At 47.3% G+C, this 22,382-nt stretch carries 21 protein-coding genes and 2 rRNA genes; 9 read left to right on the top strand and 14 right to left on the bottom strand.

Features of this window, described 5'->3' with window-relative positions; translation table 11 throughout:
- Positions 1-87: 87 nt before the first annotated feature.
- The 4 genes from pcnB to panC are packed head-to-tail and all read left to right on the top strand — an operon-like array spanning position 88 to position 3,610.
- On the top strand, positions 88-1,452 hold the full coding sequence (pcnB, locus tag ABNS04_RS00115; RefSeq protein WP_272978629.1) for a polynucleotide adenylyltransferase PcnB: 1,365 nt from the start codon (positions 88-90) through the stop codon (positions 1,450-1,452).
- Positions 1,445-1,957, top strand: coding sequence for a 2-amino-4-hydroxy-6-hydroxymethyldihydropteridine diphosphokinase (gene folK, locus ABNS04_RS00110; protein WP_006954311.1), 513 nt, complete (start codon positions 1,445-1,447; stop codon positions 1,955-1,957). The genes pcnB and folK overlap by 8 nt, the downstream gene beginning before the upstream one ends.
- Before the next feature lie 10 nt (positions 1,958-1,967).
- Positions 1,968-2,765, top strand: a complete 798-nt coding sequence (panB, locus tag ABNS04_RS00105; protein ID WP_272978626.1) for a 3-methyl-2-oxobutanoate hydroxymethyltransferase — start codon at positions 1,968-1,970, stop codon at positions 2,763-2,765.
- A 2-nt stretch (positions 2,766-2,767) separates the two neighbouring features.
- A complete protein-coding gene (gene panC / locus ABNS04_RS00100; protein WP_272978624.1) occupies positions 2,768-3,610 on the top strand; it encodes a pantoate--beta-alanine ligase in 843 nt (280 codons plus the stop codon).
- Here panC and panP read toward each other — a convergent pair.
- The 6 genes from panP to mpl are packed head-to-tail and all read right to left on the bottom strand — an operon-like array spanning position 3,587 to position 9,661.
- Positions 3,587-5,248 carry a pyridoxal-dependent aspartate 1-decarboxylase PanP gene (gene panP / locus ABNS04_RS00095; RefSeq protein ID WP_040487582.1) on the bottom strand — a complete coding sequence of 554 codons (1,662 nt, stop codon included), beginning with the start codon at positions 5,246-5,248 and terminating at the stop codon, positions 3,587-3,589. The two genes, panC and panP, sit on opposite strands and share 24 nt — an antisense overlap.
- Before the next feature lie 4 nt (positions 5,249-5,252).
- Positions 5,253-5,957 (bottom strand): SAM-dependent methyltransferase, encoded by a 705-nt coding sequence (locus tag ABNS04_RS00090; RefSeq protein ID WP_272978622.1) that lies wholly within the window; start codon positions 5,955-5,957, stop codon positions 5,253-5,255.
- Positions 5,954-6,730 (bottom strand): ABC transporter permease, encoded by a 777-nt coding sequence (locus ABNS04_RS00085; protein ID WP_006954316.1) that lies wholly within the window; start codon positions 6,728-6,730, stop codon positions 5,954-5,956. The genes ABNS04_RS00090 and ABNS04_RS00085 overlap by 4 nt, the downstream gene beginning before the upstream one ends.
- Positions 6,727-7,662, bottom strand: coding sequence for an ABC transporter ATP-binding protein (locus tag ABNS04_RS00080; protein WP_272978620.1), 936 nt, complete (start codon positions 7,660-7,662; stop codon positions 6,727-6,729). The genes ABNS04_RS00085 and ABNS04_RS00080 overlap by 4 nt, the downstream gene beginning before the upstream one ends.
- Before the next feature lie 9 nt (positions 7,663-7,671).
- Positions 7,672-8,307: a flavin prenyltransferase UbiX gene (locus ABNS04_RS00075; protein ID WP_272978618.1), complete on the bottom strand. Its 636-nt coding sequence runs from the start codon at positions 8,305-8,307 to the stop codon at positions 7,672-7,674.
- A gap of 22 nt (positions 8,308-8,329) precedes the next feature.
- Entirely contained in the window at positions 8,330-9,661 is a 1,332-nt protein-coding gene (mpl, locus tag ABNS04_RS00070) for a UDP-N-acetylmuramate:L-alanyl-gamma-D-glutamyl-meso-diaminopimelate ligase (RefSeq protein WP_286681553.1), read from the bottom strand.
- Between the two features lie 129 nt (positions 9,662-9,790).
- On the opposite strand from mpl, the gene ABNS04_RS00065 reads away from it, so the two are divergent.
- The 5 genes from ABNS04_RS00065 (at position 9,791) to ABNS04_RS00045 (ending at position 13,820) form a co-directional block, all read left to right on the top strand.
- Positions 9,791-10,765: a class 1 fructose-bisphosphatase gene (locus ABNS04_RS00065; protein ID WP_006954320.1), complete on the top strand. Its 975-nt coding sequence runs from the start codon at positions 9,791-9,793 to the stop codon at positions 10,763-10,765.
- An 80-nt stretch (positions 10,766-10,845) separates the two neighbouring features.
- Positions 10,846-11,373, top strand: a complete 528-nt coding sequence (gene ppa / locus ABNS04_RS00060) for an inorganic diphosphatase (RefSeq protein ID WP_006954321.1) — start codon at positions 10,846-10,848, stop codon at positions 11,371-11,373.
- A 2-nt stretch (positions 11,374-11,375) separates the two neighbouring features.
- Positions 11,376-12,083, top strand: a complete 708-nt coding sequence (locus ABNS04_RS00055; protein WP_272977650.1) for an ABC transporter ATP-binding protein — start codon at positions 11,376-11,378, stop codon at positions 12,081-12,083.
- Positions 12,076-13,335, top strand: coding sequence for an ABC transporter permease (locus ABNS04_RS00050; RefSeq protein ID WP_272977651.1), 1,260 nt, complete (start codon positions 12,076-12,078; stop codon positions 13,333-13,335). Before ABNS04_RS00055 ends, ABNS04_RS00050 begins: the two co-directional genes overlap by 8 nt.
- A 17-nt stretch (positions 13,336-13,352) precedes the next feature.
- The gene (locus ABNS04_RS00045; protein WP_116287532.1) at positions 13,353-13,820 is read left to right on the top strand and encodes a DUF3299 domain-containing protein; all 468 of its coding nucleotides are present in this window, start codon (positions 13,353-13,355) and stop codon (positions 13,818-13,820) included.
- Positions 13,821-13,825: 5 nt separating this feature from the next.
- On the opposite strand, the gene ABNS04_RS00040 is transcribed toward ABNS04_RS00045, so the two are convergent.
- The 8 genes from ABNS04_RS00040 to ABNS04_RS00005 all read right to left on the bottom strand — a co-directional run.
- Positions 13,826-16,042 (bottom strand): EAL domain-containing protein, encoded by a 2,217-nt coding sequence (locus ABNS04_RS00040; RefSeq protein WP_348671147.1) that lies wholly within the window; start codon positions 16,040-16,042, stop codon positions 13,826-13,828.
- Between the two features lie 79 nt (positions 16,043-16,121).
- Entirely contained in the window at positions 16,122-16,832 is a 711-nt protein-coding gene (locus tag ABNS04_RS00035) for a TIGR04219 family outer membrane beta-barrel protein (protein ID WP_272977517.1), read from the bottom strand.
- A 22-nt stretch (positions 16,833-16,854) separates the two neighbouring features.
- Entirely contained in the window at positions 16,855-17,856 is a 1,002-nt protein-coding gene (locus tag ABNS04_RS00030; protein WP_006954327.1) for a DUF2333 family protein, read from the bottom strand.
- A 6-nt stretch (positions 17,857-17,862) separates the two neighbouring features.
- Positions 17,863-18,282 (bottom strand): copper chaperone PCu(A)C, encoded by a 420-nt coding sequence (locus ABNS04_RS00025; protein ID WP_006954328.1) that lies wholly within the window; start codon positions 18,280-18,282, stop codon positions 17,863-17,865.
- A 35-nt stretch (positions 18,283-18,317) separates the two neighbouring features.
- Positions 18,318-18,641, bottom strand: a complete 324-nt coding sequence (locus ABNS04_RS00020) for a hypothetical protein (protein WP_272977518.1) — start codon at positions 18,639-18,641, stop codon at positions 18,318-18,320.
- Positions 18,642-18,812: 171 nt separating this feature from the next.
- Positions 18,813-21,224, bottom strand: coding sequence for a TonB-dependent receptor (locus ABNS04_RS00015; RefSeq protein WP_272977519.1), 2,412 nt, complete (start codon positions 21,222-21,224; stop codon positions 18,813-18,815).
- A 621-nt stretch (positions 21,225-21,845) separates the two neighbouring features.
- Positions 21,846-21,961: ribosomal RNA gene (gene rrf, locus ABNS04_RS00010) — 5S ribosomal RNA — on the bottom strand.
- Between the two features lie 103 nt (positions 21,962-22,064).
- Positions 22,065-22,382 (bottom strand): 23S ribosomal RNA (locus tag ABNS04_RS00005); the annotation flags it as partial.

Below are 22,382 nucleotides of genomic sequence, written 5' to 3'. Positions count from 1 at the left end.
ACAATATGCGCGCCCATCAATGAGCGTGCAGACTTAAAGCGGAGAACAGTCATTATCAAGCAATTCAAAAAGCTAGCTGAACGAGCAATGTCAAGCTTTAAAAAATCATCGAATAGCCGTTTACCACAGCTAACTAAGCTGACTCGCGATCAGCATCCAATATCTCGCAAAAATATAAGCGATAACGCGCTTAAAGTTTTATATCGCCTCCATAACTCAGGCTTTGAAGCCTATTTAGTGGGCGGGTGTGTACGCGATCTGCTTCTAGGTATTCAACCGAAAGACTTCGATGTCACTACCAACGCAACGCCTGAGCAGGTAAAAAAATTATTTCGCAACTGTCGCCTTGTCGGTAGACGTTTTCGCTTAGCACATATCGTATTCGGGAAAGATATTATTGAAGTCGCGACCTTCCGCGGGCATCACAAAGAAGACGATAGTGAAGCAACATCACAAACACGTAAACAGCCGACAGCCAAAACCGATGAGCAAGGTTTTTTAGTGCGCGACAATGTTTACGGCTCAATCGAAGAAGATGCTGAGCGACGCGACTTTACTGTTAATGCGATGTACTACAATATTGCTGATTTCTGCATTTACGACTTTGCGGGTGGCAAAAAAGACTTAGACGCCGGTGTCATACGACTGATTGGCGATGCTGAACAACGCTACCGTGAAGACCCAGTGCGTATGTTGCGAGCCATTCGCTTTGCCACAAAGCTTAACATGCAGATGGATAAGCATGTCCAAGAGCCTATTGTCGAAATGGCATCGCTTCTCAGGAACATCCCACCCGCACGGTTGTTTGACGAATTCCTGAAAATGTTTATGGCAGGTAAAGCCAGCGCGAACTTTGAAATGATGGTGCAGCACAACTTGTTCCAACAGATGTTCCCGGTGCTTAAAACCTATTTAAAAGATGAGCAGTCACCCGCGATAGCTCTTATCCAACGTGCACTCTCGGACACTGATAAACGAGTCAATAACGAGCAGCGCGTCACACCCGCTTATTTGTTAGCGGTAATGCTCTGGTATCCAATGGAAGCACGTCGCTCACAATTGGAGGTTGAGTCAGGACTGCCACCGATGGATGCGCTCAATATTGCCTCTGCCGACGTGATCGATAGGCAAAACCAAACGGTTGCTGTACCAAAACGTTTTTCGCTCCCCGTCCGTGATATGTGGCAATTACAGCTGCGCTTACAAAGTACCCGTGGTGGAAAGGCGATGAAGGTGCTTGAACATAAAAAGTTTCGCGCGGCATACGACTTCCTCATGCTGCGCGCCGAAGTTGAAGGTTCTAATGAGTTGATTGAGCTGAGTCAGTTTTGGACTAAGGCACAGAAAGCGCCTAATAAGGTCATCGGTAAAAAGCCAGGCCGCTCAGGACCTAAACGCCGCCGGCGACCTCGATCACGCAAAAAACCGAAGGGCTCTGAGAGTAATGAGTAATGCCTTTATTGCGTTGGGCGCTAATTTAGGTGACCCAGCGCAACAGCTCAAACAGGCGTTGTTGCACCTGAGCCAATCAGCGCATCTCAACTTGATCAATGTATCGTCGCTTTACCATTCCAAACCTATGGGGCCGCAAGACCAGCCCGACTACGTTAATGCGGTTTGCCAAGTCGAATGTCATGATTTAACGGCTGAGCAACTGTTAGCGCTTCTCCATCACGTCGAAGACGAATTTGGACGTCAAAGAATTCGTCACTGGGGCGAGAGGACACTCGATCTCGATTTACTGCTATTTGATGACGTTCGTTCCGATACTGAAGTGCTTAAACTGCCGCATCCAGGTATTTATGAGCGTCGCTTCGTATTACAGCCGCTAGCTGAGTTTGCCCCACAGCTCAAATTACCCAATAATAATACGGTAGCACAGCAACTTGCCATGCTTACTGATGAACCGCTTGCCGTGTTATGCTCACATTCTGAACTCATGACTTTGCTCAGTTAAGGATAGTCCTATGGTTGCGATGACCATTGCCAAACTACAAAAAAAGAAACAACAAGGCGAGAAAATTGCTTCTCTTACGGCATACGATGCAAGCTTTGCAAAACTAATGGTTGAGCAAGGCGTTGATTGCATTTTGGTAGGCGACTCACTCGGCAATGTTGTGCAAGGCCGTTCGTCGACTGTGCCGGTCACAATGACGGACATGGTTTATCACACTGAATGCGTTCGTCGTGGCGCACCAGAAGCCTTTATCATGAGCGACTTGCCGTTTATGAGCTACGGCACGCTAACCGATACTTTAAAAAACGCGGCTCAGCTTATGCAGGCAGGCGCCAATATGGTGAAGCTCGAGGGGGGGGACTGGCTCGTTGATTCAGTTAAAGCACTCACCCAACGCGGCATCCCGGTCTGTGCACACCTTGGTTTACTTCCCCAATCCGTCAATGTGCTAGGTGGTTACCGGGTACAAGGTAAACAAGAGGCGCAAGCAGTGCAGCTGATTGAACAAGCAAAACAGCTCGAAGCTGCCGGCGCACAATTACTCGTACTCGAGTGTATTCCCAATTCTTTAGGCAAGCGCGTCACCGAAGCACTCACCATTCCTACTATTGGCATTGGCGCGGGTCCTGACACCGATGGCCAGATCTTAGTGATGCATGACATGCTCGGTATGAACAGTGAGTACTTACCAAAGTTCGCTAAAAACTTTTTGGAAGAAGGTGATGGTATAGCCGGTGCTTTTCGTCAATTTAGCGAACAAGTGAAGTCGGGTGACTTTCCTGAATTAAAGCATAGCTACGAGGGCTAGTTATGTTAGTACTAAAAAACTTAAAAAGTATGCGTCAGTGGCGCTCGGAACAAACCACTTCGGTTGCTTTAGTGCCTACCATGGGCAATTTACATGAGGGTCACTTGAGTCTAGTTAAAAAGGCACAAACACTGGCAGATAAAGTTGTCGTCAGCATCTTTGTGAATCCCATGCAATTTGGAGCAGGCGAAGACCTTGATAGTTACCCACGAACGTTGGAGCAAGACTGCCGTCTGTTAAGTGATGCCGGTGCGCACGCAGTCTTCACACCTACAGTCGATGAGGTTTACCCACGCGGACTCGAGCAACAAACACGCGTTGAGGTTCCCGGCATCAGCGACATACTATGCGGTGAGAGCCGCCCAGGCCATTTTACTGGCGTAGCGACGATCGTATGTAAGCTGTTTAATATGGCACAACCCGACGTTGCCGTGTTTGGTGAGAAAGACTTTCAGCAACTGCAGGTAATTCGTTTAATGGCGAGTGACCTCTCGTTACCCGTTCAGGTTGTCGGTGCACCGATACAGCGTGAAGGCTCGGGTTTAGCGATGAGTTCAAGGAATGGGTACTTATCGAGTTCGCAACGAGAACAGGCAAGTCTTATTTATCAGCAGCTGTGTTGGGTCAAGCAACACTTGAGTAGCGCCTCTAAAGCCACTTCGTTATGCCGACAAGCAAGCCAACAACTTTCCCAACATGGTTTTGCTGTCGACTATTTTGAAGTGCGTAATGCTCACGATCTGACGGTGGTCTCTGACGACGCCCCGGAGTGGGTGGTGTTGGCGGCTGCCAAACTCGGCAGCACGCGCTTGATTGATAACTTACGCGTCGCGAATCAAACCTAACTCGCGCATTTCAGTGTGCAACGCCCCTCTTAGGCTCGTTGCTTTCTCAGCAATTTCGCGTTGTTCCGCGATAATTTCACGTAGCATGTCATGGGTCGTGAGCGGATTCGCCAATACGACCCTAAAGACAACGGTCGGCACACGGTAGTAATGCTCAGGTGTCAGCTTTGTACGCGATACGAATGAGCGGCCACTTTCACGCTGCCGCTTCTGAATGTAGCGCGTGAGTGCATTAAGATGCGGAGTTAGGCGCTCCACTTGCTCAACATTGGCTGCTTCCAGCGCTAGCTTCACGCGCTTAGGTACAAAGCGATAGGTTAATAAACACAACTCAGGCTCTGTGATCACCTCGAAGTCATCTTGCTCAGCAATCAAACTAGAGAAGTAGCGGGCTTTTTCAAGGCTGTTATTGATTAGAAGCTCATAACCACGACGTCCGATTACATGCATGGCTGAAAAAACCATCATTGCCATACCCGGTCGTGATCCTTCCATGGTATGCGAACCTAAGTCTTTAGATCCCTGACGGATGATATATTCGGCATGATGTTCAATCGCCTTAACCATTGCAGGGTCCTTAAACAGCACCAAGCCCGCGCCCATGGGTACATACATTTGCTTATGCGCATCAATGGTGACACTATCAGCGCGCTCTATGCCACTTAATAAATGTCGATAATCGTTGGACAATAACGTCGCACCACCCCACGCCGCATCAACATGAAAGTGAATACCTAATTGCTCAGCAATATCAGCCATGTCAGCCAATGGGTCTATATGCCCAGTCTCTGTGGTTCCCGCGACGCCTACTATCGACAGCACTTCGCCGCCTTGTTCACGTACGTCCTGACAGGCCTGTCGCAACGCATCAATCTTAATTCGATTATTAGCATCGGTGGCAACGGCCACTAAATTCTTACGACCAATACCTAACACATCGGCGGCCTTGCTCAACGAGTAATGCCCTCGTTCCGAAACTAATACCACCAAGCGCTTGTAATTATAATGCGCCAGTCCCGCAGCTAGGCCTTCTGCGGCTATCCCTGCAAAATCACCATCCGGCTTTAACAGTTGGTTGCGCGCTACCCAAAGTGCGGTCATATTCGCCACGGTCCCGCCCGAACAAAATGCGCCAAGTGAATGTTGTGCACTATGCATCCAGCGGTTGTAAAACGATGACTCGCGTTGGTAAACCAGGTGATGCAGCATACCAATGACATTACGCTCAAGCGGCGTAAATGCTTTTGAAGTTTCGATTTTGACGAGGTTTTGATTGAGACCAACCATCAATTTCGCGAGCGGCATCAAAAAGTAGGGTAGTGCCGACGTCATATGGCCGATAAACTTCGGTGAGGCCGTATGTACTGAGTGCGCAACTAATTTCTCAAGTAAAAACTCAGTATGGTCTGAGACAAACTGCGGATTTTCTGGAATCGACGCTTTCTCAAAGTCGCGCTCGATATCTTGTAGTGGCTTTTCTTTTGCCACGATATGATCGCCCAAGAATCCTAAAAGGTTTTCAGACAGATCTTTCTCGATTCGGCTTAGCGTTGAGTCGGGCGCCTCGGGCAACGTAAAAATCCGATACAAAGACTCTTGGTTTACTTCCGCGTATGACTTATCGTCAACGTCATTCATATGCTTACCTGTCCACATTCTCAACTGCAGTAACTGCAGCCGTTAAATCAGCGGTTAACCGCCATAGTGCCTGTCCACTGGCTAAATATTTACGCTCAAAAGGTGTCATCGCCTGCTCAGGATCCATCGCAAGGTAACCCACCGAAGCATCCACCTGATTGAGACTTAACGCTTGCGCGACCTCGAGCAAGTAGGTACTCCAATTAGAACGCATCTGTAACTGGCCACCTATTTGAACCACCGCAGGCCACACGGGTGAGCCATGCCAGCGTCGAGATAAATGCGCCTGCTTGGGCCATGGATTCGGGTATAAAATTGTATGCAATTCAACGGGCCACTCAGCTGCCGCAACCAAACGCCAGAAATCGAGTAAATCTGCTCTCACCAGATAGTAACGCTGTCCTCGCGATGAGCCCTCGTAAAAGTCATGTTTATCTAATCGGTGACTCGACTTATCGACCCCCACGACTAAGGCGTCAGGATATTGTTCTGCCAACTTAGCGGTACTCTCACCGACACCGCAGCACGAGTCTAAAATAATCGGTCCCTGCCATGCTTGCACGCGCTCATGTACCGCATCAAATGCCGCTTGGTTATGAGCCTGTATGGGCTTTAAAAACTCCGATCCCCAGTGCCGACGAGCGACACTCAGGGTATCTTCATGAGGACCTGTTTGGTTCGAGTGTACTGGGCGTGCTTCTTGGTTCACGAACGAATTCCCTTACCTTTTTCTAGCAAGTAATAGGCACCTGAGAAAAACACCACGTTAAAAGCAATTAAAACCCACATGGCAGTCGCAATACCCACATCTGACTGACCTAAAAAGCCATAGCGGAATCCATTTACCATATATAAGATTGGGTTTGCCATCGACACGTTCTGCCAGAACTCAGGTAGCAATGACACCGAGTAAAACACACCACCGAGATAAGTTAGCGGTGTTAAAACGAAAGTCGGTACGATAGATATGTCGTCAAATGTCTTACCGAATACACCATTCAGTAAACCACCTAGAGCAAATAGCGTTGAGGTTAATACCACGGTCAGAATGACATAGCCAATGTGCGCGATGCTAATATCGACAAACATAAAGGAGACGAATGTCACAATGACCGCCACGATCATTGCACGTGCCATACCACCACCAACATAACCAAGAATAATGGCCCACGTCGGTACCGGCGAGACCAGCATCTCTTCAATATTGCGTTGAAACTTTGCGCTAAAAAACGACGAAGCCACGTTGGAGTAGGAGTTAGTAATCACCGACATCATGATAAGGCCCGGTACGATAAACTCCATATAAGTTACACCACTCATGGTGCCGATACGCTCACCCACAATGCTACCGAAAATGACAAAATAGAGTGTCATGGTAATTGCAGGCGGCACTAAAGTTTGCACCCAAATACGCAGAAAACGCGTGCACTCTTTTATCCAAATTGTTTTTAGCGCTATGATATTGGCCGATGCGTTACTCATTGACTACTCTCCTCTTGTTTTCGGCCGTTCTCAACCATATGAACAAATAACTCTTCGAGGCGGTTGGCCTTGTTTCTCATCGATAAGACCTTCGCGCCTTGCCTGCTCAGCTGCTCAAATACGTTATTCAAGCCAGCGTCTTTCTCGACATCAACCTCGAGGGTGTTATCGTCGCTCCAGCGACTCTCGAAACCATCAATTGCAATATCTTTATGGCCTTCAGCCAAATCTAGAATAAAGGTTTCACGGCTTAATTGAGTAAGCAGTTTCTTGATAGAAGTATTCTCCACAATACGACCCGCATCGATAATGCCAATATTACGACATAACATCTCAGCTTCCTCTAGATAGTGAGTCGTTAAAATGATGGTGATGCCTTCTTTATTAATTTGTGTGAGGTAATCCCACATCGAACGGCGTAGCTCAATATCAACCCCAGCAGTCGGTTCATCTAAAATCAGTAATTTGGGCTCGTGCAACAAGGCGCGTGCGATCATGAGCCGACGTTTCATGCCGCCTGATAGCGCGCGTGCAGGCTGGTCACGTTTGTCCCATAATCCCAATTGCTTTAGATATTTCTCTGAACGTTGATGCGCCAACTTTCTTGGTACGCCATAATAACCCGCTTGGTTAACGACGATCTGACGTACTGTTTCAAACTGGTTAAAGTTAAACTCTTGTGGCACGAGGCCAATTTGTCTTTTTAAATCGGCAAGCTGCGTATCAAGGTCATACCCAAACACCGTCACCTTGCCTTCGGTCTTATTGACAAGGCTTGAGATCACGCCAATGGTTGTAGACTTACCTGCGCCATTAGGACCTAGTAACGCATAAAAGTCACCTTCTTGAACTGTTAAATCGATCCCTTTAAGTGCTTCAAAGCCACCCTTATAGACTTTTCTTAACCCTTTGATTTCTAGTGCATTAGTCATTACTAAAGTTTACTCCTTTCCATAGCCCCAACGTTGCATCAACGACTGTTCAAGACCTAAGTGATCTAGCATCCGAGCGACCATGAAGTCGATTAAATCGTCGATCGTCTCGGGTTGGTGGTAAAAACCCGGTGCAGCGGGCATAACCGTGACTCCCTGCTCACTCAACTGCAACATATGACGCAAGTGTATTGCCGAAAGTGGGGTTTCGCGTGGAACTAGTATCAATTGCCCGCGTTCCTTGAGAACGACATCGGCAGCTCGCTCGATCAAGGTATTACTGCTACCTAACGCCACTGATGACAAAGTACTTGTCGAACAGGGACAAATAATCATTCGCTTAGGCGCGGCGGAGCCCGAAGCAACCGGTGAAAACCACTCTTCTTTACCGAATACTTGTAGCTGGTTTGGCACGACTTCAACGCCGCGTTTTTCAAGCAATTCGACCCATTGCTGCTGCATCTTTTCAGGGGCCGCAGATAAGCTTACGTTATGCTCAGTTGCCATCACCACACGAGCCGCACTCGAGACAAGTAAATAGACCTGTTGCTTCTGCTGCAGAAGACATTCTATCAAACGAATAGCGTAAGGGGCACCCGATGCTCCAGTAATTGCGACCGTGATGCGGTTATCTTCAGATCTCATTATTAACTATCCAACTCATGATTTATGTTGCTTGTAGAGCTTTGACTAAGCGATTTTGCATACCCTCGAACCCACCGTTACTCATAATAACCACCGTATCACCTGGTACTAGATCGTCGATAGCATGTTGCAACATTGCTTCTGTGTTACTAAATACACACGCATTAGGCACTGCGCTAGCAATGTCCCACTCGATAGACGCAGGAGCAAATATATTAATACTATCCGCATCGGCAAGTGCGTTTGCCAAAGCGTCTTTATGGACACCGCTTTTCATCGTATTTGAACGAGGTTCAAGAAATACCACTAGTCGTCCTGTTTCGCTCTTTTTAAGCGCTTCTACCGTGGTTTTAATGGCGGTAGGATGATGTGCAAAGTCATCGAACACTCTTATTCCGCGGTGCTCAAGCAATAACTCCAATCGCCGCTTAGGGGCCTTAAATGTTGCTAACGCTTCAGCCGCCTGTTGCGGTAATACGCCAACATGGAAAGCCGCGATCATTGCCATCACAGCATTCTGCATATTATGGGTACCCACTAAAGGCAACTTAACAGCGACTTCGTTATCGTCTCGACGAAGATTAAATAACGACGCATCCGCTGAATTAGCATGGTAATGCCAGTCTTTGCCAACCCTTACCACGTCACTCCAACAACCCTGTGTGATCACCTGTTCGATGGCATCGACTTGGTCGGGAATGATGACTTGCCCATTTCCAGGAACAATTCGCAATAAATGGGAAAACTGCTTTTGAATATCAGCTAACGTGTCGAAAATGTCAGCGTGATCAAACTCAAGATTGTTGATAACTAGAGTATTCGGTGAATAATGAACAAATTTAGATCGCTTATCAAAGAATGCGGTATCATATTCATCCGCCTCAATAACAAAGAAGTCACTTTTACCCAGCGCTGCACTCACATCAAAGTTACCGGGTACGCCACCAATCAAAAAGCCAGGCTGATAGCCATTCGCTTGCAAAATCCAAGTAAGCATGCTGGCTGTCGTCGTTTTACCATGCGTCCCGGAAACAGCAAGCACCCAACGCTGAACTAGGACATTATCGTGCAACCATTGAGCGCCGGAACAATAACTCATCTTCTGATCGAGTACCGCTTCCACCTCTGGGTTTCCACGACTCAGAGCGTTACCAATAATGACAAGTTCGACCGTTTTATCGATATTCTCCGCACGGTAGCCCTCGATGAGATCAATACCCAAAGCTCGCAACTGATCACTCATCGGCGGGTAAACCTGCTGGTCGGAACCTGTAACCTGATGACCCAGTTCAATTGCTAAACGAGCGATGCCGCCCATAAATGTGCCACAGACACCAATAATGTGAATATGCATAGTTAGTTTTCGAGCTAAAATAAAAGGCTAAGTGTATCATTCAAGCGCACAATCAACAGGATTTTTGCGCAGAATTAATGTACGATACGCGTCCATACACCTGTCACGACAAAAAGGGAATGGAACGACATGAAACGCCTGCTTCCAACGCTCCGTGCTGATAATGCACCTGAAGGACTGATTTCAGTTCTAAATACCATACAAATTGCCGCTAAAGAGATCTCTTTTCGGCTGCATCAAGGCGCCCTCGCCGGGGTATTGGGCTCAACACTGGACGAAAATATCCAGGGTGAAACGCAGAAAAAGCTCGACGTGGTCGCAAACCAATTGCTCAAAACCTTATTGCTTGAGTCTCCTCGTGTACACGCAATTGCGTCGGAAGAAGAGGACAGCATTGTATTGAGTCCGAATTCAGGCGAGTACTTAGTTGCTTTTGATCCGCTTGATGGCAGCTCAAACATCGATATCAATGGTACAGTGGGTACTATTTTTTCGGTTTTACCCAAGCCAGAAAATAGCGCCAATGACGAATCTATGTTTCTGCAAAAAGGGCGTAACCAAGTCGCGGCAGGATACGTACTTTATGGTCCCTCGACTATGTTGGTAATGACAACAGGATCGCATGTCCGCACCTACACGCTCGACCAAACAGTAGGTGAGTTTTTACTGACTAAGGACACTGCGTCTATCCCAGCGGACACTCAAGAGTTCGCAATAAATATGTCTAATCAACGCCACTGGGGTACGGCGGTGCGCGAATACGTCGAACACCTGCTTTTGGGTGAGGACGGCCCTCGACAAAAGAATTTTAATATGCGTTGGAACGCGGCAATGGTTTCTGATGTCCACCGTTTAGTCACTCGTGGCGGCTTATTTACATATCCGTGGGATGCTCGTAATCCTGACAAGCCGTATAAACTGCGCTTAATGTACGAGGCTGCACCAATGGCTATGATTGTAGAGAAGGCGGGCGGCTCGGCAAGTAATGGCTATGTGCCCATTTTAGATATTGAGCCTGAGCAGATTCACCAACGTGTAGCTGTTGTCATGGGCTCGACAAATGAAGTACAAAAATGCGTTGAATATCATGAGAAGCATGGGTAAGACCTTAGCTTAATCCCTTGCCCCGATAGCGACAAACGATATAATTTAGTGGTTAACAATTAACTGATGTAGGAAACATTATGAGTTTAGGTAACGTACCTGCGGGTAACAATCTTCCCGATGAAGTGAACGTAATCATTGAGATTCCAGCAAATGCTGACCCGATTAAATATGAAGTCGACAAAGACACTGGCACCCTTTGGGTTGATCGTTTCATGGCGACGCCAATGTTCTATCCATGCAATTATGGTTTTGTGAACCATACCTTGTCTCTCGACGGTGACCCCGTTGACGTGCTTGTTCCTACACCTTATCCATTGCAAGCGGGCTCAGTCATTAAATGCCGCCCTGTCGGCGTGCTTAAAATGAGCGACGAATCAGGCGAAGATGCGAAAGTCGTTGCTGTCCCGGTGAGTAAGCTGACTAAAGAGTACGACCATGTTCAGGACATTGATGACCTTCCTGAATTACTTCGTGCACAAATCACGCACTTCTTTGAGCGTTACAAAGAACTCGAAAAAGGCAAGTGGGTCAAAGTCGAAGGCTGGGGTAACGCAGCAGACGCGAAAGAGGAAATCGAGTCCTCTTACAAACGCGCTCAGAAGTAATTATGGCTTATGCCATAGAAATCGACCACCTTGCCTTTGCGTGGCAAGGTGGTCAACTCACTTTAGATATTCCTCACTGGCAGGTAGAAACGGGTGAATCCGTTTTGCTCCGCGGACCGAGTGGCAGTGGTAAGTCGACGTTGTTATCGTTGCTTGCGGGTATCAACGTAGCTCAACAGGGGAATGTGAGTTTACTCGACCAGTCCTTATCTAACCTCAGTGGTCGCAAGCGCGATAGATTTCGAGCTAATCACATTGGCTATATTTTTCAGCAATTCAATTTACTCCCATACTTAAGCGCGCTCGACAACGTGCTCCTGGCAACTCAATTTTCTCCTAAACGCCGCCAGCGCGTAGCTGAAAGTGGCCAGTCGGCGGAACAGCTCGCTATTCAATACTTAAAACGGCTCGGTCTTAGTGCCTCGCAGCAACAACAAGCGGCGGCTAACTTGAGTGTGGGTCAACAGCAACGCGTGGCAGCTGCAAGAGCATTGCTCGGTGCACCCGAGTTATTGATCGCTGACGAACCGACTTCAGCGCTCGATAGCGATCGCAGAGATGATTTTATAAAACTTTTGCTCGAACTCAGCGAACAGAATAATACAACCGTATTATTTGTGACGCACGATGCGAGTCTCGGGCAGTATTTTAATCGTCATGTTGAGTTAAGCGACATCAATCGAGCAGCGGGAGGTTCACCCCATGCTTAAACTTGCTATTAAAAGCTTGGCTAATCGCAAAACCAGTGCGCTACTGACGGTTATTGCAATCGCTGTCAGCGTCGCGCTGTTACTCGCCGTTGAACGCGTAAAAGAACAAGTGCAGGCAAATTTTGCCAATACCGTATCGGGCACCGATCTCATCGTCGGCCCCAGAAGCGGCGACGTACAACTGCTACTCGCATCCGTTTTTCATATCGGAGCACTCAACAATAGCATGAGCTGGCAAAGCTATGAGAGGCTAAGCCAAAATCGACAGGTCGAATGGTCGGTACCCATCTCTCTAGGAGATAGCGTTAGTGGCATGCCGGTTGTTGCGACAACCGCCGGTTATTTCCAGCATTTTAAGTATGCCAACCAACAGCCACTTAAATTGCAGCACGGCGAGTGGTTTAATCATTCTGAGCAAGCCGTATTAGGTGCTGATGCCGCAGAAAAGTTGGACTTTAGAGTTGGCGACCAACTCATTATCGCACATGGCACAGGCGGCATAAGCTTTAGCCAACACAGTGGACATCCAATTGATGTTGTTGGCGTTTTGAAACGCACAGGCACCCCTGTTGACCAATCCATTTATGTTGACTTAAAAACGCTTGAGGACATTCATGGCGGAGAGACTGCTAGCGAAGCCGAAGAGCATGCGCACGAGCACACCGGTCATGATGAGCACGCTGACCACCATCACCCGACCAGCGCTATAAGCGCGGCATTGGTGGGTTTAAAGTCGCGCCAAATGGCGTTATTTATGCAGCGCGACATCAACACCGCAGATGGTGAGCCACTGACTGCATTAATGCCGGGACAAACATTGCAACAACTTTGGAAGACATTACGTGTGTTTGAGCAAGCTCTTAATGGTATCTCCGCTATTGTAGTTATCATTGGCCTACTCGGCATGCTAACGATCTTACTGGCAAGTCTACGTGAACGCAGCCGAGAGATGGCTGTGTTAAGAGCGGTAGGTGCGGGTCCTGGCACGCTGTTCACGTTGTTGGTCACTGAGGCTGTATTATTAACGATCATTGCTACGGCGTCGGGGCTTGCGTTGTTATATATCCTGCAAATTTCCCTTGCCGGCGTGATTCAGCAGCAAACGGGATTATTGTTTGCTCTGCAGTGGCCTACCGCTGCAGAATGGTGGAGAATGTTATTTGTGGTTGTTGCAGGCTTCTTAATGAGTCTTGTACCTGCTTGGCGCGCTTACCGCCAATCACTTGCAGACGGTTTAACGGTGAAAGTATGAAGTATAGTTTGAAAGTAATGATGAGCACGGCGTTGCTATTTCTGGCGAGTCAGAACATGGCGTTCGCAAGCGAAAAAATTGGTTGGAAAGATTTAGTACCTGAAGGCTTTACCCCTCCCCCCGTAAAGCCTCAGTCGTATTACGACCAAAACCCTGAAGAAGCAGAGCAAAAGTTTCTTGATGCACCTGTTGTACAGGCGCTAGATGGCAAGAAAGTGAAAATTCCTGGCTATGTCGTACAACTGGAAGGCAACGCGGACGCGGTTACAGAGTTCTTATTAGTCCCGTATTTTGGTGCTTGTATCCATGTTCCACCACCGCCTCCTAACCAAATTATCCACGTTAAGTTCGAAGAAGGTGTTCCTTACGAGAACACCTACGATGCGGTTTGGGTCGAAGGAACTATCTCAACTCAACGCACAGACAGTGATTTAGCGGTTACGGGCTATTCAATGAAAGCTGATAGCGTCACGGTTTATCAGTAACGATATTAATCTATGTTGGCGGATTGTTTAGCAAGCAGCTCCGCCAACCGTTGTGCTGGCATGGGCTTCGCGAAATGAAATCCCTGTGCCTCCGCCACCTGTAAGTTTTTGAAATAACTCACTTGCTCTTCAAGCTCAATACCCTCTGCTAACACACTCATTCCAAGTCGATGAGCCATATTCACAATAGTCTCAATAATGATACGGCCACTGTCTTCATTTGAGTTGTGTACGAATGTCTTGTCGATTTTAATACGATCGAGTGGAAGTTTCTGAAGATAACTCAACGATGAGAAGCCGACGCCAAAATCATCAATAGCCACATGAATACCTTGCCGTTTTAGACGGTAAAGTATATCGGCCACAAGATCAGGGTCTTCCATCACAATACTCTCAGTGATTTCCAGCTCAAGTCGGTCTGGGCTGACATTATGGTTTTGTAACTGCTGTTCGACTAACTCAGGAAAATCACGCATTCTAAATTGCGGCACTGATACGTTGACAGCAACGCGAAGTTCGGGCAAACCTAGCTCGTCAAACTGGCGGATCTGCTGGCAAGCCTCTTCAATGACCCAAGCACCGATATCAACGATTAACCCTGAATATTCTGCCAGCGGAATGAACTCGCCAGGAGAGATAAAACTACCATCGCGCTGCGGCCATCGCAGCAAGCTCTCAACACCAATAATCCGTTTTGAAGCTAAACAGACTTGCGGCTGATACCACACCTCTAACCGTCTTTCTGCGAAATCGGCCCGCAGCATGCGTACAATATGTAACCGACGCTGAGTTTCCTGCTCCATATAAGGCAGATAGTAATTATGACGCTCAAAAGAATTCTTCTTCGCATTTTTAAGTGCAATATAAGCTTGCTTAAGCAAGCTCTTACCGCTCTCATGCTCGCTATTCGATGCAGCAGTAAAGCCACAGGTAATGCTCAATGGAATATGATGCTCTCCCGCTCTATAAGGAAGTCTAAATAACTCATTCAGATTACGGGGCGAGATAATTTCTTCGGGACCAATTAAACCAAAGACATCAGCGGCAATGCGTGAAATAAACACCTCAGACCCCAGTTGCTCACTCAAGCGCAAAGCGACCGACCGAAGTAATAAGTTGCCGACATCCTGTCCGAGCCCGTCATTCACATCAGAAAAATGGTCGATATCCATAATTGAAACGACAATATGTTCATCTTTCTGCTTTGCGAGGTCTGATAGGCGTTTAGAAAACTCGCTTCGATTTGCGACACCTGTCAATGGATCACGATAAGCCGCGGCACGCAACTCCTCAAACAAGTTCGCGTTTTCAAATCCCACGGCAATATTGGCGAGAAACACTTCGAGTAACTCTTGGTCATAATTCTCCAGCAACTCTTCTGTTTCTATGTAAGCAGCGGCTTGATGAACTTGTCCATCGATGAAAAATACGGAAGCGCCCTGTAATTGAATATGACGCTTTTCCCGCAAGCACTGTTTCACCGCTTCTTCTATAAATGCCGAATTAAGACTCGAAATTGAGCGATTAATACTTCCAGCGAAATGCCCTGCTGCCCCAAGTACAAGAATGTCATCATCTTTATGTGGCGCTCGCGCTCCTACGATACCCTCGGCTGACAACCCTAATAGCGAAGCTAACTGAGTCACCACGCCCTCAGAAAAATTCACAATAGAGTGCTTTTCCATCAGATTCGATGCAGAGTGAATAATTTTTCGTAACCCGCGGCGGTTTTCGTTGATAGTACGTAGTTGTTGGTATGAACGGATGGCAGCAAAAACGGTGGTTAACAAGCGACTTCGGGTCAGTTCCGTTTTTGTTTTGTAGTCGTTTATATCATAATCTTTGATAACACTTTCTTCTGGCGCGTAACCGGGTTGACCGGTGCGTAGCACAATTCGAACTTCTTCGTTACGTAATTCATTACGTATGGCTCGTGCAACCTTGAGTCCAGCATCATCGGATTCCATGACAACATCCAACAACACCATTGCGATGTCGTCATGGTCAGCCAGCATATCCATTGCTTGCTGACCATTATAAGCATGAATGAACTCAAGCGACTTGTCAGCAATCAGCACATCCGAAAGCGCCATTTTAGTCACGGCATGAATCTCCTGATCATCGTCGACGATCAAGATTTTCCAACTCTCCAATGCACTAACTGCCCTCGTTTCCTCCTCATCGTCGATAAGAAACAGCGGCTCTTCATTTTTACTGCTCATTCTTGCCTGCAATTTGTTAATTCCGATATAACAATCTAGCCATATCGAACTTTAACTGCAAGTATTTATAACAGGCTATCTAGAAATGAACGTCAACTGACACGAACGGACCCGAGAACCGAATATCACTGTATGTATCGTCGATATCATCGAGCTTAATTTCCATATCGCGGTACCCTAAACGCACGCTCGCATCTATCGCCGCATTATCTAAGAACTGATACTCCACTGATGCACTAACATCGCGGATATCGCTATCGTCAAAACTTAATGCACTCGCCTCAGCATTGATCCACCAAGAAGTGAATGGTAGTCCGATTTTTGTTGATGCGTAAGCCATCGGTACCGTACCAGAGAAATCAACGGGAGTAACAGCGGCATCTGCGACGATATAACGGGTGTTTCCATCAAAGCGTTTTGCATTGACACCTAAGTCAATCGAGACGATATCGTTGTCAAAGATTTCATAATAAAGAATATAATCAACGTGACTAAAATCGCTTTTTGGATTTATGCCATCACCGTCGACCGTCATGTCGTTCCAACGTGCTTTAAAATTCGGAATTAAGGGTATTGGATGTTCAAGTGCGACATAGTAGCTGGAGAACGTCTCGCCTTGATCATCATAATTGCCTAACTGTACTAACGGATCAAAAGCTGAAATCGAACCATCGACATTTCCATCCCAATACTGCCCACCAGCGAACACACCTAATACGGTGTCGGCACTTGCTGCCATAGGAGCTAGCGCTAAACCAGCAAGTGGTAATACCTTCGCAAATTGCTTCATAGTGTTATCCTATTTAAATTGTTCAGCCTTGTGCTAATAAGCTACGTAATTCAATAAGCGCAGCGTTTGCACGAGAAATATAATTAGCCATGACTAATGAATGATTTGCCATCAATCCAAATCCAGAACCATTAAGGACCATTGGGCTCCATAACGTCTTCTGCGTTGACTCTAATTCACTAATTATCTGTTGCAAGCTAATTAACGCATTTTTATCTTCTAGGATATCCCTGAAATCGATTTCAACGGCTTTTAAATAGTGGAGTAAAGCCCAAGAAGCGCCGCGGGCCTCGTAAAAGACATCGTCAATTTTCCACCAGCTCGTTTGCTCACGGACGATACGAGGCGTTGGCGTTGACTGTCGTGCATTCGCATCACCCGCCAAGGTGACATCGGGCTCTACTCGCGCAACACTGGCACTCAAACGGCGAGATAGAGAACCTAAACGCTTCTCTACTTCTGCAACCCACGCACGCAAATTATCGGCTCGCGAGTAAAATTGAGCTGAGTGATCGTTAGGATCTGCAAGTGCCAAACGATACTGCTTAAGTTGACTTATCACTTCACTGAATTCACTTTCGGGTGATGGCGCAAACCAACTGGTATGATCAATGTTCATTGCCGGCTGAGCTACGACAAGAAAAGTATTCTCAGCTGACTGGGACTGTGAGCGGCTATACTCGTTACGCATAACTAACAGCAAATCACGGGTCATTTGGACAACCCCATATTCCCAGGCAGGAATATCGTCGACCCAGGCAAACGGTGGCAGAAGATCATTACTCATATAACCGCCGCGCTTATTTAGCAGCGTATCCAACACATCGATGGCCGCCGTTGAAGTTGCGAAACCATTTACGGGCTCTAGATTGAGACGCTTAGCTTCGGCTTCAACACGTTGTTCAACGTCAAACGTATCTGGCTCTTCAGAAAACCACCACGCAACTATCCACAGTAAGATTAGAAAGGATACTAATGAAATGAGTAACCACTTTACACTTAACTTTAATTTGCCTATTCGCATAGCCTGTTATCGACCCTCAATCGGAATTAAAATAGTTTGTGTCTGATTATTATCGTACGAAATGGTCAGATTAAAAGTTTCCCCCTGAGACAAAGGCTGCTTCAACCCCATCAACATGAAGTGATAACCTCCACTTTGAAATACAACTTGCTCGTTGGGAGCAATCGCAAGTTCAGGAACATGCATCATCGACATCATGCCATCTTTCATTTTATGCGTATGGATCTGAGTCATTTTACTGACATTTGAAGACACGCTTTTAATCACTATGGTTGCAGCCGAGTTGTTCTTTATTGTTGCGAACGCGACGCCATTATTTGAGCCTGGGATTGACTCTTTCGCGCGCGCATCTGTAATAGTCAACGCATCTTGCGCTATAGCTCCGCTAGAAACCATGAGCGCAAGACCAAAGAAGAGTTTTAACATGATATTCACCTCAATTATTGATCATTGAGATGATGTTACACGGTTTTGCGTCGATCCCGAAATACAAAGTAAAGAATCAGCAAACAAATGATAAGCGGCCAAAACATACCAATCCCGGTAAATATCAAGGCAAGAAAACCTGCACCAAGTCCCAGTAGTACGCTACCAAACACGGTCATCACGACAAAAAATACTAATCCAACAATGGCGAAACCGACCAATAGACTGATTGTAAATTCAATAACTGAACCGACCGCAAAACCCAACCCCGAAAGTATCTCTGGGGCGAAAAATAGCGCGCCCACAATCACTAATGCAATGAGCCAACCTTTACCGGCACTTCGTTTATACGTGGACATATTGTTCTCCTAAACTGTTCACTTCAGTGAATATAATTCAAATGCCATGCCAACATATAAGTGTTTGTTTATTATGGAGTTTTTATATTTACGGCGTTTGCTTTCAAAATTATTAAGCGTTAAACATAAAAAAACCGCCACTTTGTGGCGGTTTTGACTAACTCGATTTTATTAGAAACGGTATTCAACTTCTGTATAAACATAGCCGCCATTAAATCCAATTGGCGAGTTAGTAAGTGGATATTTGAAGATACCATTAAATTGATTACCTTCACCCCGTTCGTCTGGGTATTCGTTGAACAGGTTTTGCGCTCCGACCGTGATATCAAACTGATCATTTAGCGCGTAACTCACTGTAATGTCGGTAATCCAATTCGGTCCGTAAGTCTCTTTGCCACTGGAATAATTGATACTATAAGTACCAAAGTAACTCAATTGAACGTTGCTAGTCCAGCGACCTAATTGGTGAGTCAAGCCAAGTGAAGCACTACTTGAGGGAACCGACTCTGTCATTCTCACGCGTTCGTCTTCATCAAAAAGAACTTGCTCTAAACCATCAAGTAGCGGCGGTAAGTTTACAGAGTCAATCTCGGTATCATTGTAGCCATATGCAAGTTGCGCTTTGAGTGACCCATAATTATTAAGTTCGAAATCTTTGCTCACGACAAGGTCAATACCCTGAGTGGTGGTATCCACGGCGTTCACAAAGAATCGAGCGTTATCGGCGTTAGTTTGCGCTAAAGCATCAGCCACGGCCTGCGAATCAGTAGGCGAGACGTCACCTGATAGAATGATGCGATCATCTATCGCTATCTGATACGCATCCAATGTCACCGCGAGACCATTATAACCATTCCACACTAAGCCTAAACTGTAACTCTGTGACTCTTCTGGCTGCAAACGACCGATGTTGAGTGCGTTAGCTACGTCGCTCAGATTATTAAAAGTTCCTGATTGTTCTGGTACTAAACCGTCCCCTCTATCAACAAACAAAGTCGATACATTGGTAAAGTAAAGTTGCTGAACACTCGGAGCTCGAAAGCCAGTATTCACTGCACCACGAATAGCCAATCTGTCTGTAATGTCGTAACGACCTGACAGCTTCCAGCTTGTATTATCACCAAAGTCAGAGTAGTCCTCGTAACGAACGGCTGCGCCCCACATAAAATCAGTGGTTAGCTGGTTCTCTGCTTCTAAATAAATACCGACGTTATCGCGACTTTGATCGACTTCCGAATCCGGAGTGAAGCCACTGAAGCCCTGACTACCGGACGGACGATCTTGATAACCACCATCAATATAAGAGGCCTCTTCACCCGCTGTAATTTGATAAGTGTTTTTTCTATAGCTAATTCCCGTCGCTATTGATAAGTCGGAATTATTAAAAAACGGCAAAAATCGCTGAGCGTCAATGGTGACGTTTGTCTCTTTATTTTCCAACGTGCCTGCTTCAAATGACGTCGGTGTTTGAGTCGGCCCTAAAGAGGCATTCAAAGAGTTTTCAACGTTGTATTGAAACTCGCTAACGCCATGACCCGCACTGACATCAATCGTCCATTCCCCCTGCAACCATTCGTAGCCTAAATATGCAGAGTAGTCTTTAACGTCGGGTGCAAGGATTGGCAGAAAACCATCTGGATAGATTTCAGTCAGCGTATTAGATTGCAATGCACGACGATAAAACGCACCCGATTCTGATGAGCGGTCACTTACGCCAGCAAAGGCATACAAAGTGCCGCCTTCAACCACTTCTTGCTCATAGTTTGCGAATAAGGCAGCGTTCTCATATTCTGCATCACCCACGTGAAAGCTGTAGCGATCGAATGTTTCTTCTCTTGGGTCAGGCTCTCCGTTAGGCAATTCCGGATACTGCTGACGAGGATCAGGACCCGCGCGATTGGTACGGTTCTTGTGATGAAATTCGCCGGATAGCGTTAGTGAGCCGTTGTCACCGACCTTAAACCCACCACTAGCAGATAGCTTATACTGCTCCCCGTCGCCTTCGTAGGTTTGACCGACTTGTGCATTAGCTGTGCCGCCAGAATCGTTGTCTTTAAGCACGATATTGATCACCCCAGCAATTGCGTCCGAACCGTAAAGTGCTGCAGCACCGTCGCGTAACACTTCGATTCGCTTAATCGCTGAAATAGGAATCGCATTCAAGTCTACGTTGGAACTACCGCGGCCGGTTGTGCCACTTAAGTGTACTAGGGCCGACTTATGACGACGTTTGCCATTCACCAATACTAAGGTGTGATCTGGAGATAATCCCCGTAGAGACGCTGGGCGCACCGCATCAGTTCCGTCAGTAACCGATGACGACGGGAAATTAAAACTCGGTACTGCGTATTGAAGCGCTTTCGCCGTCTCGGTAATACCCGTAGCTGCTAAATCGTCAGCTGAAATAATGTCGACAGGTGCAGCACCATCGGTAGCAGTTCGGTAAGAAAGACGTGAACCTACAACCTGTATTACCTCTTCAACATCCGCCTCAGCTTGATCTTGCTGCTGAGCTAATACGGGTAAGCTACCCAACGACGTTGCCGTAGCAACGGCGAGCGTGATTGCATTATATTTATTCATTACTGCTCTCCATGGGCCATAACACAAAGAATTTATGCAAGGCAATATACCAGTAGTTAGCAATACGAAGATAATGCAGTTTACGATTATATATAAACAAAAATTATAGGTAGCGTGCGCCTTGGGCGCACGGGGCGATGTGGATTGTCGCGCAGGATGCGCGACGTACACGGCACGGTGGTAGCGTGCGCCTTGGGCGCACGGCTCGGTGTGGATTGTCGCGCAGGATGCGCGACGTACGCGGCGCGGTCGTACCATCATGCGTTCGTAGCGTGCGCATTCTGCGCACGGCGCGGTGTGGATTGTCGCGCACAATGCGCGACGTACGCGGTGCGGGCGTAGCGTGCGCATTCTGCGCACGGGGCGATATGGGTTGTCGCGCAGGATGCGCGACGTACACGGTGCGGTGGTAGCGTGCGCCTTGGACGCACGGGGCGATATGTATTGTCGCGCAAGATGCGCGACGTACAGGGCGCGGTCGTAGCGTGCGCCTTGGGCGCACGGGGCGGTGTGGATTGTCGCGCACAATGCGCGACGTACAGGGCGCGGTGGTAGCGTGCGTCTGGCGAGCAGGCATAAAAAAATCCCCCGTGCTTGCGCACGAGGGATTGTTTATTTGAAGTCTGGCGGTGTCCTACTCTCACATGGGGAGACCCCACACTACCATCGGCGCTGGTATGTTTCACTTCTGGGTTCGGAATGGAGCCAGGTGGTGCCATACCGCTATGGCCGCCAGACATAAACTGTCACAACATGGATTCGGCTGATTGTTTCGCCACTCTCTTATTCAATTCGATAAAGCGTCTTACGTGCTCAACAAGCAAACACCTTGGGTGTTGTATGGTTAAGTCTCACGGGCAATTAGTACGGGTTAGCTCAACGCCTTACAACGCTTCCACACCCCGCCTATCAACGTCGTCGTCTGCAACGACCCTTCAGAGCACTTAATGTGCTAGTGAGAGCTTATCTCGAGGCTCGCTTCCCGCTTAGATGCTTTCAGCGGTTATCGATTCCGAACTTAGCTACCCGGCAGTGCCACTGGCGTGACAACCGGAACACCAGAGGTTCGTCCACTCCGGTCCTCTCGTACTAGGAGCAGCTCCTCTCAAATCTCAAACGCCCACGGCAGATAGGGACCGAACTGTCTCACGACGTTCT

The organism is uncultured Idiomarina sp. (genome assembly GCF_964010655.1).
In the GTDB taxonomy this organism is placed as follows: domain Bacteria; phylum Pseudomonadota; class Gammaproteobacteria; order Enterobacterales; family Alteromonadaceae; genus Idiomarina; species Idiomarina baltica.
Note: the sequence above shows the minus strand (reverse complement) of the source record. Positions and strands in the feature narration are given on the sequence as shown.

What these genes read in the sequence shown, in the direction of transcription:
- pcnB (WP_272978629.1), top strand. Translation starts at nt 88, where the DNA reads ATGTCAAGCTTTAAAAAATCATCGAATAGCCGTTTACCACAGCTAACT.
- folK (WP_006954311.1), top strand. Translation starts at nt 1,445, where the DNA reads ATGAGTAATGCCTTTATTGCGTTGGGCGCTAATTTAGGTGACCCAGCG.
- panB (WP_272978626.1), top strand. Translation starts at nt 1,968, where the DNA reads ATGGTTGCGATGACCATTGCCAAACTACAAAAAAAGAAACAACAAGGC.
- panC (WP_272978624.1), top strand. Translation starts at nt 2,768, where the DNA reads ATGTTAGTACTAAAAAACTTAAAAAGTATGCGTCAGTGGCGCTCGGAA.
- panP (WP_040487582.1), bottom strand. Translation starts at nt 5,248, where the DNA reads ATGAATGACGTTGACGATAAGTCATACGCGGAAGTAAACCAAGAGTCT.
- ABNS04_RS00085 (WP_006954316.1), bottom strand. Translation starts at nt 6,730, where the DNA reads ATGAGTAACGCATCGGCCAATATCATAGCGCTAAAAACAATTTGGATA.
- ABNS04_RS00080 (WP_272978620.1), bottom strand. Translation starts at nt 7,662, where the DNA reads ATGACTAATGCACTAGAAATCAAAGGGTTAAGAAAAGTCTATAAGGGT.
- ABNS04_RS00075 (WP_272978618.1), bottom strand. Translation starts at nt 8,307, where the DNA reads ATGAGATCTGAAGATAACCGCATCACGGTCGCAATTACTGGAGCATCG.
- mpl (WP_286681553.1), bottom strand. Translation starts at nt 9,661, where the DNA reads ATGCATATTCACATTATTGGTGTCTGTGGCACATTTATGGGCGGCATC.
- ABNS04_RS00065 (WP_006954320.1), top strand. Translation starts at nt 9,791, where the DNA reads ATGAAACGCCTGCTTCCAACGCTCCGTGCTGATAATGCACCTGAAGGA.
- ppa (WP_006954321.1), top strand. Translation starts at nt 10,846, where the DNA reads ATGAGTTTAGGTAACGTACCTGCGGGTAACAATCTTCCCGATGAAGTG.
- ABNS04_RS00055 (WP_272977650.1), top strand. Translation starts at nt 11,376, where the DNA reads ATGGCTTATGCCATAGAAATCGACCACCTTGCCTTTGCGTGGCAAGGT.
- ABNS04_RS00050 (WP_272977651.1), top strand. Translation starts at nt 12,076, where the DNA reads ATGCTTAAACTTGCTATTAAAAGCTTGGCTAATCGCAAAACCAGTGCG.
- ABNS04_RS00045 (WP_116287532.1), top strand. Translation starts at nt 13,353, where the DNA reads ATGATGAGCACGGCGTTGCTATTTCTGGCGAGTCAGAACATGGCGTTC.
- ABNS04_RS00040 (WP_348671147.1), bottom strand. Translation starts at nt 16,042, where the DNA reads ATGAGCAGTAAAAATGAAGAGCCGCTGTTTCTTATCGACGATGAGGAG.
- ABNS04_RS00035 (WP_272977517.1), bottom strand. Translation starts at nt 16,832, where the DNA reads ATGAAGCAATTTGCGAAGGTATTACCACTTGCTGGTTTAGCGCTAGCT.
- ABNS04_RS00030 (WP_006954327.1), bottom strand. Translation starts at nt 17,856, where the DNA reads ATGCGAATAGGCAAATTAAAGTTAAGTGTAAAGTGGTTACTCATTTCA.
- ABNS04_RS00025 (WP_006954328.1), bottom strand. Translation starts at nt 18,282, where the DNA reads ATGTTAAAACTCTTCTTTGGTCTTGCGCTCATGGTTTCTAGCGGAGCT.
- ABNS04_RS00020 (WP_272977518.1), bottom strand. Translation starts at nt 18,641, where the DNA reads ATGTCCACGTATAAACGAAGTGCCGGTAAAGGTTGGCTCATTGCATTA.
- ABNS04_RS00015 (WP_272977519.1), bottom strand. Translation starts at nt 21,224, where the DNA reads ATGAATAAATATAATGCAATCACGCTCGCCGTTGCTACGGCAACGTCG.